The organism is Ottowia sp., from assembly GCF_046348305.1.
Taxonomy (GTDB): Bacteria; Pseudomonadota; Gammaproteobacteria; order Burkholderiales; family Burkholderiaceae_C; genus Ottowia.
In genome coordinates this window covers 117551-133533 of sequence record NZ_JAXMEM010000004.1, presented here as the reverse complement: position 1 = coordinate 133533, position 15983 = coordinate 117551, and the positions used below count along the sequence as shown (strand labels likewise).

The window sequence follows — 15983 nt, the reverse complement described above, 5'->3', positions numbered from 1 at the left end:
CAACCTTCTACAAGTTCAAATCGGGGTGCGTGCACACGCGCCGGAACGCCGCGCGCGCACGCTCCATCCAATGCGCAGGACGGCAGCCAGGAACCCGTTTTCTCGGGCCTCCGGGCAGCATCCCAAGTCCCCTTTGCCACCGGATGGAGTTCATCATGACCGACTCGAAAACAAACCGCCTGGCCGCTTCGCGCCGCCTCGTTCTCAGCGCTGTCGCCGCAGCAGGTCTGGCGCTGACCAGTCTTGCCCCCGTGCAGGCGCAGGCCCACAACGGCATCGAGCACACCGCCAATGGCCCGGTGGCCGGCGCGCGCACGGCCAGCATGAGCGCGCCGGGCCGCCCCCAAGCGCGAATCCCGCAGCACGCAAGTGCGGAGGGTCGTCCCGTACGCGCGCTGTATTCGGGCATGCAGACCCTGTGGGCGCAGCACATGGAGTGGACCTATGCGGCCGTGACTGCCTTCGTGTTCAGCCCGCAGTTGTTCGAGGCGACCGCCGCGCGCCTGATGCAAAACCAGGAGGACATCGGCAATGCCATCAAGCCGTTTTATGGCGATGCGGCGGGCAATGCCCTGACCCAGCTGCTCAAGGAGCACATTGCCGGCGCCGTCGAGGTGGTGAAAAACGCCAAGACGGGCGACAAGGCCGCGCTGGACAAATCGGTGGCTGCGGCCTACGCCAACGCGCAGGAGATTGCCGACTTTCTGGCCAAGGCCAACCCCGACTGGAAGCGCGACGCCATGCACGACATGCTCAAGGGCCACATCGACACCACGCTGGTCTACGCCACCGATGTGCTGCAAGGCAAGTACGCCGAGGGCATTGCCGCCTATGGCCAGGCCGAGACGCACATGCTGATGCTGGCCGACCAGCTCAGTGCCGGCCTGGTGGGGGCCTTCCCCGACAAGTTCAGGAAGTGACGCCGGCAGGGCGCAGCCCCACGCTGCGCCCTGGCCCACCTGCAACCCCGCTCCAGGAATTTCCCATGCTCACCAAGGTTTCCCCACCCCTGCTGGCCACGGAAGCGGTCACCGCCCGCATGCCGGCGTCCGACCGTATCCGCTACCGCCTGATTTCGGCCGGCCACCGCTACCACGCCAACGACAACATCGCCGACTTCATCGAGGACGGCGAGCTGGACGAGCTGCAGGCCGAGGTGCAGGCCAAGCTGCAGGAGGTGCTGCACGCGCTGGTGATCGACACCGACAAGGACCACAACACCCGGGGCACCGCCCAGCGCGTGGCCAAGATGTTCGTGCGCGAGGTGTTTGCCGGCCGCTACGCGCCGGCGCCGGCGGTCACGGCCTTTCCCAATGTGTCGCAGCTCAATGAGCTGATGATCGTGGGGCCGCTCAAGGTGCGCAGCGCCTGCTCGCACCACCTGTGTCCCATCCTGGGCCAAGTGTGGATCGGCATCCTGCCCAACGCCACGTCGGACCTGATCGGCCTGTCCAAATACGCGCGCCTGGCCGAATGGGTGCTGGGCCGCCCGCAAATCCAGGAAGAAGCGGTGGTGATGCTGGCCGACGCGCTGGAGCGGCGCATTCGCCCCGACGGCCTGGCGGTGGTGATGCAGGCCAGCCACTTCTGCATGCACTGGCGCGGGGTGAAGGACGATGGCGCGCTGATGCGCAACTCGGTGATGCGCGGGGCGTTTCTAAAGGATGCGGCGTTGCGGCGCGAATTTTTGAGCCTGCTGGAAGGCGGGCGCTGACCCGGGTGGCAACAATCCGGAACGCCGAGCGCGCTGATCGCATCCAATGCCGACAAGGAGAGCCCCATGCCAAACGCCCTGCGCCAGTGCACCGCCCCCATCACCGCCCAGACGCCGGACGCCGAACTGGCGGCCCGCGGCGCGCAGGGCGATGAGCGGGCTTTCGAAGCCATCATGCGCCGCCACAACCAGTTGCTGTTTCGCACCGCGCGCAGCATTGTCAAGAACGACACGGAGGCCGAAGATGTGGTGCAAGATGCCTACTTGCTCGCCTGGCGTGCGCTGGACAGCTTTCGCGCCGACGCCAAACTCTCCACCTGGCTGGTGCGTATCGTCGCCAACGAGGCCTTCGGCCGCCTGCGCCGCAAGCAAGCCCCCGTCATTCCACTGGACGCCGCCATGATCTCGCCCGAACCCGCCATTCAGGCCGCGCTGACCGACGAGCCCGACCGCCGGCCCGACAACAGCGCCATGCGCGCCGAGCTGCGCCAGCTGCTGGAGTCGCGCATCGACCTGCTGCCCGACGCGTTTCGCACCGTCTTCATGCTGCGCGCGGTGGAAGAGATGAGTGTCGAGGAAGTCGCGCAGGCCCTGGCCATCCCCGAGGCCACCGTGCGCACGCGCTTTTTCCGTGCCCGCAGCCTGCTGCGCGAGGGCCTGGCCAGCCAGATCGACACCACGCTGGGCGATGCCTTTGCCTTCGACGGCGCGCGCTGCGACCGCATCGTGGCTGGCGTGCTCCGGCGGGCCGCGGCCGAGGGGCTGTCGCGCAGGGACTGAGGCTCAGACCTGCAGCGCCGCCGTTGCGGGCGCCGGCTGCTGCGGCAGGGCGGACGCCGTGGCAATGACCCCGCCGCCCAGGCACACCTCGCCGTCATACAGCACCGCGCTCTGGCCCGGCGTGACGGCCCACTGGGGCTGGGCAAACTCCAGCGCAAACGTGTCCGGCGCGCCGCCGGCGGACAGCCGGCAGGCGGCGTCCTGCTGGCGATAGCGTGTCTTGGCGGCGTATGCGCCCGGCGCGGGCGGCGCGCCGGCCACCCAGGCCGCATCGTCAAACGTCAGCTGGTGCGACAGCAGCCACGGGTGGTCGTGCCCCTGCACCACCAACAGGGTGTTGGTGTCGATGTCCTTGCGCGCCACGAACCACGGCGCATGCGCGCCGCCACCGCGCGCTGCGCCCTTGGCCTTGATGCCACCGATGCCCAGTCCCTGGCGCTGACCCAGGGTGTAGAAGGACAGGCCGACGTGCCGGCCGATGGTGCGCCCGCGCTCGTCCTTGATGGGGCCGGGCGCGGACTTCAGGTAGCGGCCCAGAAACTCGCGAAACGGCCGCTCGCCGATGAAGCAGATGCCGGTGGAATCCTTCTTCCTGGCGTTGGGCAGGCCGATCTCATCGGCGATGCGGCGCACGGCGCTCTTGTGCAGCTCGCCCACCGGAAATAAGGTCTTGGCCAGCTGGGCCTGCGTCAGACGATGCAGAAAGTAGCTCTGGTCCTTGCCGGGATCGAGGCCCTTGAGCAATTCATGCCCGCCGGTGGCTGCATTGAACCGCGTGCGCGCGTAATGTCCCGTGGCGATTTTCTCGGCGCCCAGCCGCATGGCGTGGTCCAGGAAGGCCTTGAACTTGATCTCGGCGTTGCACAGCACGTCCGGGTTGGGCGTGCGCCCGGCCTGGTATTCGCGCAGGAACTCGGCAAACACGCGGTCCTTGTACTCGGCGGCAAAGTTGACGTGCTCGATCTCGATGCCGATCACGTCGGCCACGGCGGCGGCGTCGATGAAGTCCTGGTTGGACGAGCAGTATTCGTCGTCATCGTCGTCTTCCCAGTTCTTCATGAAGATGCCGACCACCTCGTGCCCCGCCTGCTTGAGCAGCCAGGCGCTGACGGCCGAATCCACGCCGCCGGACAGGCCCACCACGATGCGATGCTTGCTTGGGTTCACGTGGCAAATTATCCCCGCCCGCACCCACCCTCGACGGCTGGGCAGCCCCGCAGTCCGTGCGCGGAGGAGGGCCTGCCCCTATTGACGCCAGAAAGTGGTCGCGGCAGACTGAAAATCTGTTTCAATGGGTTACCAAAGTATCACGAAAGGGGGTTCCATGGCAGTCAAGGCAAAGCGCGGGTTCGCCCGATTGGCGGCGCGCTGGCGTTTCGCGGCGGCGTCGCTGGTGCTGGGGCTGGCCGGCGGCGCGCATGCGCAAATCCTGATCGGGCAGACCACGGCAGTCACCGGCCCGGTGGCCGCCAGCGTCGGCGAGACGCTGCAAGGCATCCACCTGTATCTTGATCACGTCAATGCCCAGGGCGGCGTCAATGGCGAGCAGATCAAGCTGATCACGCTGGACGACAAGTTCGTGCCCAAGTTGGCCGGCGAAAACGCCCGCAAGCTGCTCGAAGACGACAAGGTGGTGGCGCTGTTCATGACCCGCGCCACGCCCCACAACCAAGCCATCTTGCCGTATCTGGCGCAATACAAGGCCGCGCTGATCGCGCCGTCCACCGGCGCCATGGTCTTCCACCAGCCGGTCAATCCCTACGTGTTCAACGTGCGCTCCAGCTACCAGGCCGAGGCCGAGAAGGCGATCGAACACCTGCACACCACGAGCCAGGAGCGCATCGCCGTGGTGCATGTGGACGACAGCTTTGGCGCCGACTGCCTTACCGGCGCCATGAAGGGTTTCGATCGCCTCAAGTTCAAGCCGGTCACGGTCATCAAGGCCGACCGCGAAAAGCCCGACTACGCGGCCATCGTGCCGCAGCTGCTTGCCACCCAGGCCCAGGCGGTGCTCTGGATCGGCTCCAGCGTGGCCGTGAGCGACGGCGTGAAGGCCTTGCGCAAGGCCGGCTCCGCCGCGCAGGTGGTGACGGTGTCCAACAACGCGTCGGGCGGTTTCGTCAAGCAATTGGGCGGCGCGTCGCGCGGCGTCATCGTGACGCAGGTGTTTCCCAATGTGCGCGCCATGGGATACGGCATCAATCGCGAGGCCGCCGCCCTGGCCACGGCCAAGGGCAACGTCCAGCTGTCGCCCCAGTTGATGGAGGGCTTCGCCAGCGCCAAGGTGCTCGTCGAGGCGCTGCGGCGCGCCGGCCCCAAGCCCACGCGCGATCGCGTCATTGCGGCGCTCAACGGCATCAACCACCTGGATCTGGGCGGGCTGGAGCTGGGTTTCAGCCCCAGCGACCACACGGGGCTGAAGTACGTCGAAATGTCCATGATCGACCAGGACGGCAAGTTCATGCGCTGAGGCGCCCGAGGCCCCGGCGCGCGCGAAACCCCTCAGGGCGCAGCCGGTGCAAGCAGTTTGCTTGTGGCGCCGGCGCGCGCGTACTATAATTTAAGGCTTTTCCCGCATTGGGAGGTCTTTGGCACGCCGCCTTGGGTGGCGTTTTGCTTTGGGCCTTGCGGGAAATCAGCGCGTGGCCGGCTTGCCAGGCGGCGCGAATCAGTCACGTGGGATGCCACGTGTTTTCACGTTCTAGGGATATTCATGCCAACCATCAGTCAACTGGTGCGTCACGGGCGGACGGTCGAGACGATCAAGTCCAAGAGCCCCGCGATGCAAAACTCGCCGCAGCGCCGCGGTGTGTGCACGCGCGTGTACACCACCACGCCGAAAAAGCCGAACTCGGCTCTGCGCAAGGTCGCCAAGGTGCGTCTGACCAACGGTTTCGAGGTCATTTCGTACATCGGCGGCGAAGGCCACAACCTGCAGGAGCACAGCGTCGTGCTGGTGCGCGGGGGCCGGGTCAAGGATTTGCCGGGCGTGCGCTACCACATCGTGCGCGGCTCGCTGGACCTGCAAGGCGTCAAGGATCGCAAGCAATCGCGCTCCAAGTACGGTGCCAAGCGTCCGAAGAAGGCCTGATCCATCATTGTTTTTCGGTGCTCGAAGGCTGGCCAGATGGCGGCCCGCAGCGAGCGAAGTGACCCGGCGTTCGGGTCGAGTAAGTGCAGGTTTTGATGAATCTGCGCGGCAAGCAATACAGGTGAGCGATCACTTCACTTGCCAACTGAAGCAAATTGAAAGGTAAGAAATGCCACGTCGTCGCGAAGTCCCCAAACGTGAAATCCTGCCGGATCCCAAGTACGGCAACGTTGAGCTGTCCAAGTTCATGAACGTCATCATGGAAGGCGGCAAGAAGGCCGTCGCCGAGCGCATCATCTACGGCGCGCTCGAAACCATGGAGAAGAAAAGCGGCAAGGATCCGCTGGAGCTCTTCACCGTCGCCATCAACAACGTCAAGCCGATGGTCGAGGTCAAGAGCCGCCGCGTGGGCGGCGCCAACTACCAGGTGCCGGTCGAGGTGCGTCCGGTGCGTCGTCTGGCGCTGTCGATGCGCTGGATCAAGGAGGCCGCCCGCAAGCGCGGCGAAAAGTCCATGGCCATGCGCCTGGCCAACGAGTTGCTGGAGGCCACCGAAGGCCGCGGCGGCGCGATGAAGCGCCGTGACGAGGTGCACCGCATGGCCGAAGCCAACAAGGCCTTCAGCCACTTCCGCTTCTAAAGGCGCAGCATCCCGTTTTGAAGGCCTGCGGCCCGACCTGCCGGATTTCGGTGGGCGGGCCCTTGGCCGTTAAGGAAAGAAAATCATGGCACGCAAAACCCCCATCGAGCGCTACCGCAACATCGGTATCTCGGCGCACATCGACGCTGGCAAAACCACGACGACCGAGCGCATCCTGTTCTACACCGGTGTGACCCACAAGCTGGGCGAGGTGCACGACGGCGCTGCGACGACGGACTGGATGGAGCAGGAGCAGGAGCGCGGCATCACCATCACCTCGGCGGCGGTGACCTGTTTCTGGAAGGGGATGGACCTGTCCTACCCGGAGCACCGCTTCAACATCATCGACACCCCCGGCCACGTGGACTTCACCATCGAGGTGGAGCGCTCCATGCGCGTGCTGGACGGCGCCTGCATGGTGTACTGCGCCGTGGGTGGCGTGCAGCCCCAGTCCGAAACCGTCTGGCGCCAGGCCAACAAGTACAAGGTGCCGCGCCTGGCCTTCGTCAACAAGATGGATCGCACCGGCGCCAACTTCTTCAAGGTCTATGACCAGATGAAGCTGCGCCTGAAGGCCAACCCCGTGCCCGTGGTGATTCCCATCGGCGCCGAGGACAACTTCAAGGGTGTGGTCGATCTGGTCAAGATGAAGGCCATCATCTGGGATGAAGCCTCCCAGGGCATGAAGTTCGACTATCAGGACATTCCGGCCGAGCTGGCCGCCGACGCCAAGAAGTGGCGCGAGAACATGGTGGAAGCCGCGGCCGAAGCCAGCGAAGAGCTGATGAACAAGTACCTGGAGGAGGGCGACCTCTCCGAGGACGACCTCAAGCTCGGCCTGCGCACGCGCACCATCGCCACCGAAATCCAGCCCATGCTGTGCGGTACGGCCTTCAAGAACAAGGGCGTGCAGCGCATGCTGGACGCCGTGATCGACTACCTGCCCTCGCCGGTGGACATCCCCGACGTGGACGGCACCGACCCGGACGACCACGACAAGCACCTGACCCGCAAGGCCGATGACGGCGAGAAATTCTCCGCCCTGGCGTTCAAACTGATGACCGACCCCTTTGTCGGCCAGTTGACCTTCGTGCGCGTGTATTCGGGTGTGCTCACCAAGGGCGACACCGTGTTCAACGCCGTCAAGGGCAAGAAGGAGCGCATCGGCCGCATCGTGCAGATGCACGCCAACGAGCGCATCGAGATCGAAGAAATCCGCGCCGGCGACATCGCCGCCTGCGTGGGCCTGAAGGACGTCACCACGGGCGAAACCCTGTGCGACGTCGATGCGCCCATCATGCTCGAGAAGATGGTGTTCCCCGAGCCCGTGATCGCGCAGGCGGTGGAGCCCAAGTCCAAGGCCGACCAGGAAAAGATGGGCCTGGCCCTGTCGCGCCTGGCCGCTGAAGACCCGTCCTTCCGCGTGCGCACCGACGAGGAGTCGGGTCAGACCATCATTGCCGGCATGGGCGAGCTGCACCTCGAAATCATCGTGGACCGCATGAAGCGCGAGTTCAACGTCGAGGCCAATGTGGGCAAGCCCCAGGTGGCCTACCGCGAGACCGTGCGCAAGACCGTCACCGACGTCGAGGGCAAGTTCGTGCGCCAGTCGGGCGGCAAGGGGCAATACGGCCACGTCGTCTTCACGCTGGAGCCGCAGGAGTCCGGCAAGGGCTTCGAGTTCGTCGACGAGATCAAGGGCGGTGTGGTGCCGCGCGAGTACATCCCGGCGGTGGAAAAGGGCGTGGTCGAGGCCCTGACTTCGGGCGTGCTGGCCGGCTATCCGGTGGTCGACGTCAAGGTGCGTCTCACCTTCGGCTCCTATCACGACGTGGACTCCAGCGAGCAGGCCTTCAAGATGGCCGCCATCTTCGGCTTCAAGGAAGCGGCCCGCAAGGCCAACCCCGTCATTCTCGAGCCCATGATGGCCGTCGAGGTGGAGACGCCCGAGGATTACGCCGGCACGGTGATGGGCGACTTGTCCAGCCGCCGCGGCATGGTGCAGGGCATGGACGACATGGTCGGTGGCGGCAAGGCCATCAAGGCCGAGGTGCCGCTGTCCGAGATGTTCGGCTACGCCACCACGCTGCGTTCCATGACGCAGGGCCGCGCCACCTACACGATGGAGTTCAAGCACTACAGCGAGGCGCCCAAGAACGTCGCCGAGGCGATTGTCGCTGCGCGCGCCAAATAAGGCGTTCAGTGGGTGTCTCGCGCTTGTCCATCATGCGCGAGGCGCTATCAAATCAATAGTTTTTGCAGTCTGCGACCCGGTGCCGTCCCGTTGCCCTGTGCGGGACGATCAAGCAACCGGGTGCAGACGTTAAACCCGAACACAGGCATGGCTCTTTGGAGAGATAGAAATGGCAAAAGAGAAATTCGAGCGTAGCAAGCCGCACGTCAACGTCGGCACCATCGGTCACGTCGATCACGGCAAGACCACCCTGACGGCGGCCATTGCCACCGTGCTGGCCAAGAAGTTCGGCGGCCAGGCCAAGGCCTACGACCAGATCGACAACGCCCCCGAAGAAAAAGCGCGCGGCATCACCATCAACACCTCGCACGTCGAGTACGAGACCGCCAACCGCCACTACGCCCACGTCGACTGCCCCGGCCACGCCGACTACGTCAAGAACATGATCACCGGCGCCGCCCAGATGGACGGCGCCATCCTGGTGGTCTCGGCCGCCGACGGCCCCATGCCCCAGACCCGCGAGCACATCCTGCTGGCCCGCCAGGTCGGCGTGCCCTACATCATCGTCTTCCTCAACAAGTGCGACATGGTCGATGACGCCGAGCTCCTGGAGCTCGTCGAGATGGAAGTGCGCGAGCTGCTGTCCAAGTACGAATTCCCCGGCGACGACACCCCCATCATCAAAGGCAGCGCCAAGCTGGCCCTGGAAGGCGACACCGGCGAGCTGGGCGAAGTGGCCATCATGAACCTGGCCGACGCCCTGGACAGCTACATCCCCACACCCGAGCGCGCCGTCGATGGCGCCTTCCTGATGCCCGTCGAAGACGTGTTCTCCATCTCCGGTCGCGGCACCGTCGTCACCGGTCGCATCGAGCGCGGCATCATCAAGGTTGGCGAAGAAATCGAAATCGTCGGCATCAAGGCCACGCAAAAGACCACCGTCACCGGCGTCGAAATGTTCCGCAAGCTGCTGGACCAGGGCCAGGCGGGCGACAACGTCGGCATCCTGCTGCGCGGCACCAAGCGCGAAGAAGTCGAGCGCGGCCAGGTGCTGTGCAAGCCCGGCTCCATCAAGCCGCACACGCACTTCACCGGCGAGGTGTATGTGCTGAGCAAGGACGAGGGCGGCCGCCACACGCCGTTCTTCAACAACTACCGTCCCCAGTTCTACTTCCGCACCACGGACGTGACCGGCTCCATCGAGCTGCCCAAGGACAAGGAGATGGTCATGCCCGGCGACAACGTCAGCATCACCGTCAAGCTGATCGCCCCCATCGCCATGGAAGAAGGCCTGCGCTTTGCCATCCGCGAAGGCGGCCGCACGGTGGGCGCGGGTGTGGTGGCCAAGATCATCGAATAAGGAGCGGCTTTCATGGCACAGCAAAAAATCCGCATCCGCCTGAAGGCGTTCGACTACAAGCTGATCGACCAGTCGGCCGCCGAGATCGTGGACACCGCCAAGCGCACCGGCGCCGTGGTCAAGGGCCCCGTGCCCCTGCCCACGCGCATGAAGCGCTTCGACATCCTGCGCTCGCCGCACGTCAACAAGTCCAGCCGCGACCAGCTCGAAATCCGCACGCACCAGCGCCTGATGGACATCGTCGACCCGACCGACAAGACCGTCGACGCGCTGATGAAGCTGGACCTGCCCGCGGGCGTGGACGTCGAGATCAAGCTGCAGTAATCGGCGCCCGCCGGGGCTGAACGCCCCGGCTGGGTCGACCCATCGGGGCATGGCTTGCCACGGTGGGATTTTTGCGTTATGATTTAAGGCTTGCCCGTTTTGGGCAAGATTTTCAACCCTCTTTCACACAAGCTCGAATTGTTCGGGTTCAACGCACGGGCCAATTGCAGCGCCGCGCGGTGAAAGCCAAGGAGTAAAAACATGAGTCAAAGCAATCGATTGGGATTGCTGGGGCGCAAGGTGGGCATGATGCGTCTGTTCACCGATGACGGCGATTCAGTGCCTGTCACGGTGGTCGATGTGTCGGGCAACCGCGTCACCCAGGTCAAGACCCAGGACAATGACGGCTACGTGGCCCTGCAGGTCACGTTCGGTGCGCGCAAGGCCTCGCGCGTGACCAAGCCCGAGGCCGGGCACCTCGCCAAGGCGGGCGTGCAAGCCGGTGAAATCACCCAGGAATTCCGTGTCGAAGGCGACGTGGCTGGCAAATATGCCGCAGGCAGCCAAGTGCCTGCGGGCGACGTGTTTGCCGTCGGCCAGAAGGTGGACGTGCAGGGCACTTCCATCGGCAAGGGCTATGCCGGCACCATTAAGCGCCACAACTTCAGCTCGCAGCGCGCCTCGCACGGCAACAGCCGTTCGCACAACGTGCCGGGCTCCATCTCGATGGCGCAGGACCCGGGCCGCGTGTTTCCGGGCAAGAAGATGACCGGCCACATGGGCGACGAGACCGTCACCACCCAGAACCTGGACGTCGTGCGCGTGGACGAGGCGCGCCAGCTGCTGCTGATCAAGGGCGCCGTGCCCGGCTCGCGCGGCGGCTTCGTCACAGTGCGCCCGGCCGTCAAGGCCAAGTCCGCCAAGCAGGAGGCCAACTAATGCAGCTCGAACTCCTGAACGAGCAGGGTCAGGCCGCGTCCAAGGTGGACGCCCCCGAGACCGTGTTCGGCCGTGACTACAACGAAGCGCTGGTGCACCAGCTGGTGGTGGCCTTCCAGGCCAACGCCCGCCAGGGCACGCGTGCGCAAAAAGACCGCGCGATGGTCAAGCACTCGACCAAGAAGCCGTTCCGCCAAAAGGGCACCGGCAACGCGCGCGCCGGCATGACCTCCTCGCCGCTGTGGCGCGGGGGCGGCCGCATCTTCCCCAACAGCCCGCTGGAAAACTTCAGCCAGAAGCTCAACAAGAAGATGTACCGCGCCGGCATGGCGTCCATCCTGTCGCAGCTGGCCCGCGACGGCCGCCTGGCGGTGGTTGAGTCGATCAAGGTCGATTCACCCAAGACCAAGCAGCTGGCCGCCCGCTTCAAGTCCATGGGGCTTGATTCGGTGCTGGTGATCGCCGACGAGGTCGATGAAAACCTGTACCTGGCCTCGCGCAACCTCGGCCACGTGCTGGTCATCGAGCCGCGCTACGCCGATCCGGTGTCGCTGGTGCACTACAAGAAGGTGCTGGTCACCAAGGGCGCCATCGACCAGCTCAAGGAGATGTTCGCATGAGCCGCATCAATCCCACGCCCGCCGAGCGCAAATTCGACGAAGGCCGCCTGATGCAGGTGCTGGTGGCGCCCATCGTGTCCGAGAAGGCCACGCTGGTGGGCGAAAAATCCAACGCCGTCACCTTCAAGGTGCTGCAAGGCGCGACCAAGCCCGAAATCAAGGCGGCCGTCGAGCTGCTGTTCAATGTCCAGGTCAAGAGCGTTTCGGTTGCCAACATCAAGGGCAAGACCAAGCGCTTTGGCCGCACCGTGGGCCGTCGCGATCATGTTCGCAAGGCCTACGTCGTGCTCAAGGAAGGTCAAGAGCTGAACCTGTCCGGGGAGGCTGCGTAAACCATGGCTATTGTCAAGATCAAACCGACTTCGCCCGGCCGCCGCGGCATGGTCAAGATCACGCGCGATCACCTGCACAAGGGTGAGGGTTTCGCGCCGCTGCTCGAGCCCCAGTTCCAGCAGGCCGGTCGCAACAACAACGGTCGCATCACCACGCGCCACAAGGGCGGCGGTCATCGCCACCACTACCGCGTGGTCGACTTCCGTCGCGACAAGGACGGCATCGCCTGCAAGGTCGAGCGCATCGAATACGACCCCAACCGCTCGGCCCACATCGCCCTGGTGTGCTACGCCGACGGCGAGCGCCGCTACATCATCGCCCCGCGCGGCGTCGAGGTCGGCAGCCAGCTCATCAGCGGCGCCGAGGCGCCGATCCGCGTCGGCAACACGCTGCCGATCCGCAACATCCCGGTGGGCTCGACCATCCACTGCATCGAGCTGAAGGCCGGTGCCGGCGCGCAGATCGCCCGCTCGGCCGGCACCTCGGCCACGCTGCTGGCGCGCGAGGGCACCTATGCCCAGGTGCGCATGCGCTCGGGCGAAGTGCGCAAGGTGCACATCGAATGCCGCGCCACCATCGGTGAAGTGGCCAACGAAGAGCACAGCCTGCGCCAGTTCGGCAAGGCCGGCGTCAAGCGCTGGATGGGCATTCGCCCCACGGTGCGCGGCATCGTGATGAACCCGGTCGACCACCCGATGGGCGGCGGCGAGGGCCGCAGCAAGAGCGGTCGCCAGCCGGTCGACCCGTGGGGCAACCTGACCAAGGGCTATCGCACCCGCAGCAACAAACGCACGCAGAACATGATTGTTTCGCGTCGCAAGAAGTAAGGGACCAGGCAAATGACTCGTTCTCTCAAAAAGGGTCCGTTTGTTGACCACCACTTGCTCGCCAAGGTTGACAAGGCGGTGGCCACCAAGGACAAGAAACCGATCAAGACCTGGTCGCGCCGCTCGATGGTGCTGCCCGACTTCATCGGCCTGACCATTGCCGTGCACAACGGCAAGCAGCACGTGCCGGTGTACGTGACCGACCAGATGGTCGGCCACAAGCTCGGCGAATTTGCTCTGACGCGCACCTTCAAGGGTCACGCGGCAGACAAAAAAGCCAAGAAATAAGGAGCGCACTCATGGAAACACGTGCAGTCCTGCGAGGCGTGCGCCTGTCGGCCGACAAGGGCCGGCTGGTGGCCGACCTGATCCGCGGCAAGAAGGTGGACCAGGCCCTCAACATCCTCAACTTCACGCAGAAGAAGGCCGCGCCCATCGTGCGCAAGGTGCTCGAGTCGGCGATCGCCAACGCCGAGCACAACGACGGCGCCGACATCGACGAATTGCGTGTCAAGACCATCTACGTCGAGCAAGGCACCACCCTCAAGCGCTCGGCCGCCCGCGCCAAGGGCCGCGGTGCGCGCCTGGTCAAGCCCACGTGCCACGTGTACGTGACGGTGGGCAACTGAACAAAGGCCTGGAAAGACTATGGGACAGAAAATCCATCCGACCGGCTTTCGCCTGGCCGTCAGCCGCAACTGGGCCAGCCGCTGGTATGCCAGCAACCGTGACTTCGCCGGCATGCTGGCCGAAGACATCAAGGTGCGCGAGCTGCTCAAGGCCAAGCTCAAGAACGCCGCCGTCTCGCGCGTGCTGATCGAGCGCCCCGCCAAGAATGCCCGCATCACCATCTACTCGGCGCGTCCGGGCGTGGTGATCGGCAAAAAGGGCGAGGACATCGAGAAGCTCAAGAAGGACCTGGCCACCCAGTTGGGTGTGCCGGTGGCCGTCAACATCGAAGAGGTGCGCAAGCCCGAGGTCGATGCCCAGCTGATCGCCGACTCGATCACCCAGCAGCTCGAAAAGCGCATCATGTTCCGCCGCGCCATGAAGCGCGCCATGCAGAACGCCATGCGCCTGGGTGCGCAGGGCATCAAGATCATGTCGGCCGGCCGCCTGAACGGCATCGAGATCGCGCGCACCGAGTGGTACCGCGAAGGCCGCGTGCCGCTGCACACGCTGCGCGCCGAGATCGACTACGGCTTCTCCGAAGCCAAGACCACCTACGGCGTCATCGGCGTCAAGGTGTGGGTCTACAAGGGCGACAACCTGGGCCGCACCGACGCGCCCTCGCTGGACAGCACGCCGCGCCCCGAGGGCGAGGAGCGCCGCGGTCCGCGTGGTCCGCGCCGTGACGGTCGTGGCGGCCCCGGCGGCGATCGCCGTGGCGGCCCGCGCCGCGATGCCCGCGGGGGCGCTGGCGCGCCCGCCGACGGCAGCGACAAACCCGCCGAAGCCGCGGACGGACAACCTGCCGCGCGCCGCGTGCGCAAGGCAGCCGCGCCGGCCGCTGACGGCGCCAAAGGAGAATAAGCATGCTGCAGCCTGCACGCAGAAAATATCGCAAGGAGCACAAGGGCCGCAATACCGGTATCGCCACTCGTGGCAATACCGTGGCCTTTGGCGACTTCGGCCTGAAGTCGACCGATCGGGGTCGTCTGACCGCACGCCAGATCGAATCGGCGCGCCGGGCCATTTCCCGCCACGTCAAGCGCGGTGGGCGCATCTGGATCCGCATTTTTCCGGACAAGCCCATCTCGACCAAACCCGCTGAAGTCCGCATGGGCAACGGCAAGGGCAACCCCGAGTACTACGTCGCCGAAATCCAGCCCGGCAAGGTGCTGTACGAAATCGTCGGCGTGCCCGAGGCCCTGGCCCGCGAAGCGTTTGCCCTGGCTGCTGCCAAGCTGCCGCTGCGCACGACCTTCGTCACCCGCATGATCGGCCAGTAAGCGAAGGAGAAAACCATGAAAACCGCTGAATTGCGCCAAAAGGACGTCGCCGGCTTGCAAGCCGAGGTGAAGGCGCTGCAGAAAGCCCACTTCAACCTGCGCATGCAAAAGGCCACCCAGCAGCTGAACAACACCGCTCAGCTCAGCCAGACGCGGCGTGCCGTGGCGCGCGCCAAGACCGTGCTGGCCGAGAAGCAGGCGGCGGCCAAGCAAGGACATTGAACATGACCGAAGCCAAACCCTCCCTCAAGCGCACCCTCGTGGGCACCGTGGTGAGCGACAAGCGCACCAAGACCGTGACGGTGCTGATCGAGCGCCGCGTCAAGCACCCGATCTACGACAAGATCGTGGTGCGCTCCAGCAAATACCACGCCCACGACGAAAAGGGCGAATACAAGCTGGGCGACACCATCGAGATCACCGAGAGCCGCCCGCTGTCCAAGACCAAGAACTGGGTGGCCACGCGCCTGGTGCAGAAGGCCGCGCAGGTCTGATCGCACCCCCAATCGGCGCCCCGCAGCGCCGATCCGAAAAACGGCCCACAATGTGGGCCGTTTTTGTTGCTGCGGCGGTTGGCGGACAATCCCGTGCGAATTCATCTCAAGGAGCCCATTCATGATCAAGGTTGGAGACACATTGCCGGCGGTGACACTGGCCGAGTATTCCGAGGTGGAGGGCGGCGGTTGCAGCATCGGCCCCAACCCGGTGGACGTGGCCAAGGCGGCCGCCGGCAAGACCATCGCGCTGTTTGCGGTGCCGGGCGCCTTCACGCCCACCTGCTCGGCCAAGCACGTGCCCAGCTACCTGGCCGCGCACGACGCGCTCAAGGCCGCCGGCGTGGATGAGATCTGGTGCCTGTCGGTCAACGACCCCTTCGTGATGGGCGCCTGGGCGCGCGACGAGAAAACGGCGGGCAAGATCCGCATGCTGGCCGACGGCGACGCCGCCTTCGCCAAGGCCACCGGCCTGACGCTGGACTTGACCGGCAAGGGCCTGGGCCTGCGCAGCAACCGCTATTCCATGCTGGTCAAGGACGGCAAGGTCGCCACGCTCAACATCGAGGGCCCCGGCAAGTTCGAGGTCAGCGACGGCGCGACGCTGCTGGCGCAGGTGAAGTAGTCCCTGCGGGCCGTTGGCGCGTTTGCAGGCGCGCGCGGGCGTCTGCCCCGCGTCTGTCGGAACGTCGGGCCACCGAACCGCGGTTGCGCGCGATGCCGCGCCGGAGTGCCGGCTGCGCATTCGATAAACTATGGTATTGATAGCTGCTTG

At 65.4% G+C, this 15983-nt stretch carries 21 protein-coding genes; 20 read left to right on the top strand and 1 reads right to left on the bottom strand.

Annotation, left to right across the window (positions count from 1 at the left end; translation table 11 throughout):
• Positions 1 to 155 precede the first annotated feature (155 nt).
• The 3 genes from U1F38_RS04825 (at position 156) to U1F38_RS04815 (ending at position 2494) form a co-directional block, all read left to right on the top strand.
• A complete protein-coding gene (locus U1F38_RS04825; protein WP_409985923.1) occupies positions 156 to 920 on the top strand; it encodes a hypothetical protein in 765 nt (254 codons plus the stop codon).
• Positions 921 to 985: 65 nt separating this feature from the next.
• On the top strand, positions 986 to 1714 hold the full coding sequence (gene folE / locus U1F38_RS04820; RefSeq protein ID WP_409985922.1) for a GTP cyclohydrolase I: 729 nt from the start codon (positions 986 to 988) through the stop codon (positions 1712 to 1714).
• 66 nt (positions 1715 to 1780) lie between these two features.
• The gene (locus U1F38_RS04815) at positions 1781 to 2494 is read left to right on the top strand and encodes an RNA polymerase sigma factor (RefSeq protein ID WP_409985921.1); all 714 of its coding nucleotides are present in this window, start codon (positions 1781 to 1783) and stop codon (positions 2492 to 2494) included.
• A 3-nt stretch (positions 2495 to 2497) separates the two neighbouring features.
• Here U1F38_RS04815 and mnmA read toward each other — a convergent pair whose 3' ends face one another.
• On the bottom strand, positions 2498 to 3661 hold the full coding sequence (gene mnmA, locus U1F38_RS04810) for a tRNA 2-thiouridine(34) synthase MnmA (RefSeq protein WP_409985920.1): 1164 nt from the start codon (positions 3659 to 3661) through the stop codon (positions 2498 to 2500).
• A gap of 157 nt (positions 3662 to 3818) precedes the next feature.
• Here mnmA and U1F38_RS04805 point away from each other — a divergent pair, with 157 nt between their 5' ends.
• From U1F38_RS04805 to U1F38_RS04725, 17 genes are all read left to right on the top strand, one after another.
• The gene (locus U1F38_RS04805; protein WP_409985919.1) at positions 3819 to 4964 is read left to right on the top strand and encodes an ABC transporter substrate-binding protein; all 1146 of its coding nucleotides are present in this window, start codon (positions 3819 to 3821) and stop codon (positions 4962 to 4964) included.
• A 243-nt stretch (positions 4965 to 5207) separates the two neighbouring features.
• On the top strand, positions 5208 to 5585 hold the full coding sequence (gene rpsL, locus U1F38_RS04800) for a 30S ribosomal protein S12 (protein ID WP_409985918.1): 378 nt from the start codon (positions 5208 to 5210) through the stop codon (positions 5583 to 5585).
• A gap of 169 nt (positions 5586 to 5754) precedes the next feature.
• Positions 5755 to 6225: a 30S ribosomal protein S7 gene (gene rpsG, locus U1F38_RS04795; RefSeq protein WP_317749229.1), complete on the top strand. Its 471-nt coding sequence runs from the start codon at positions 5755 to 5757 to the stop codon at positions 6223 to 6225.
• A gap of 85 nt (positions 6226 to 6310) precedes the next feature.
• Positions 6311 to 8419 carry an elongation factor G gene (gene fusA, locus U1F38_RS04790; protein WP_409985917.1) on the top strand — a complete coding sequence of 703 codons (2109 nt, stop codon included), beginning with the start codon at positions 6311 to 6313 and terminating at the stop codon, positions 8417 to 8419.
• A 169-nt stretch (positions 8420 to 8588) separates the two neighbouring features.
• Positions 8589 to 9779 (top strand): elongation factor Tu, encoded by a 1191-nt coding sequence (gene tuf / locus U1F38_RS04785; RefSeq protein WP_409985916.1) that lies wholly within the window; start codon positions 8589 to 8591, stop codon positions 9777 to 9779.
• Positions 9780 to 9791: 12 nt separating this feature from the next.
• On the top strand, positions 9792 to 10103 hold the full coding sequence (gene rpsJ / locus U1F38_RS04780) for a 30S ribosomal protein S10 (RefSeq protein ID WP_377479312.1): 312 nt from the start codon (positions 9792 to 9794) through the stop codon (positions 10101 to 10103).
• 201 nt (positions 10104 to 10304) lie between these two features.
• Positions 10305 to 10982 carry a 50S ribosomal protein L3 gene (gene rplC, locus U1F38_RS04775; protein WP_409985915.1) on the top strand — a complete coding sequence of 226 codons (678 nt, stop codon included), beginning with the start codon at positions 10305 to 10307 and terminating at the stop codon, positions 10980 to 10982.
• Positions 10982 to 11602 carry a 50S ribosomal protein L4 gene (rplD, locus tag U1F38_RS04770; RefSeq protein ID WP_409985914.1) on the top strand — a complete coding sequence of 207 codons (621 nt, stop codon included), beginning with the start codon at positions 10982 to 10984 and terminating at the stop codon, positions 11600 to 11602. The genes rplC and rplD overlap by 1 nt, the downstream gene beginning before the upstream one ends.
• The gene (rplW, locus tag U1F38_RS04765; protein ID WP_409985913.1) at positions 11599 to 11934 is read left to right on the top strand and encodes a 50S ribosomal protein L23; all 336 of its coding nucleotides are present in this window, start codon (positions 11599 to 11601) and stop codon (positions 11932 to 11934) included. Before rplD ends, rplW begins: the two co-directional genes overlap by 4 nt.
• A 3-nt stretch (positions 11935 to 11937) precedes the next feature.
• Positions 11938 to 12762, top strand: coding sequence for a 50S ribosomal protein L2 (gene rplB, locus U1F38_RS04760; protein ID WP_409985912.1), 825 nt, complete (start codon positions 11938 to 11940; stop codon positions 12760 to 12762).
• 12 nt (positions 12763 to 12774) lie between these two features.
• Positions 12775 to 13050 (top strand): 30S ribosomal protein S19, encoded by a 276-nt coding sequence (rpsS, locus tag U1F38_RS04755; protein ID WP_409985911.1) that lies wholly within the window; start codon positions 12775 to 12777, stop codon positions 13048 to 13050.
• An 11-nt stretch (positions 13051 to 13061) separates the two neighbouring features.
• Positions 13062 to 13391, top strand: coding sequence for a 50S ribosomal protein L22 (rplV, locus tag U1F38_RS04750; protein ID WP_409985910.1), 330 nt, complete (start codon positions 13062 to 13064; stop codon positions 13389 to 13391).
• A gap of 19 nt (positions 13392 to 13410) precedes the next feature.
• Positions 13411 to 14295, top strand: a complete 885-nt coding sequence (gene rpsC, locus U1F38_RS04745) for a 30S ribosomal protein S3 (protein WP_409985909.1) — start codon at positions 13411 to 13413, stop codon at positions 14293 to 14295.
• Positions 14296 to 14297: 2 nt separating this feature from the next.
• On the top strand, positions 14298 to 14714 hold the full coding sequence (gene rplP, locus U1F38_RS04740) for a 50S ribosomal protein L16 (protein ID WP_409985908.1): 417 nt from the start codon (positions 14298 to 14300) through the stop codon (positions 14712 to 14714).
• Between the two features lie 15 nt (positions 14715 to 14729).
• Positions 14730 to 14936: a 50S ribosomal protein L29 gene (gene rpmC, locus U1F38_RS04735; RefSeq protein ID WP_409985907.1), complete on the top strand. Its 207-nt coding sequence runs from the start codon at positions 14730 to 14732 to the stop codon at positions 14934 to 14936.
• Positions 14937 to 14938: 2 nt separating this feature from the next.
• Positions 14939 to 15208 carry a 30S ribosomal protein S17 gene (gene rpsQ / locus U1F38_RS04730; RefSeq protein WP_409985906.1) on the top strand — a complete coding sequence of 90 codons (270 nt, stop codon included), beginning with the start codon at positions 14939 to 14941 and terminating at the stop codon, positions 15206 to 15208.
• Between the two features lie 121 nt (positions 15209 to 15329).
• A complete protein-coding gene (locus tag U1F38_RS04725) occupies positions 15330 to 15833 on the top strand; it encodes a peroxiredoxin (protein ID WP_409985905.1) in 504 nt (167 codons plus the stop codon).
• Positions 15834 to 15983: the final 150 nt, after the last annotated feature.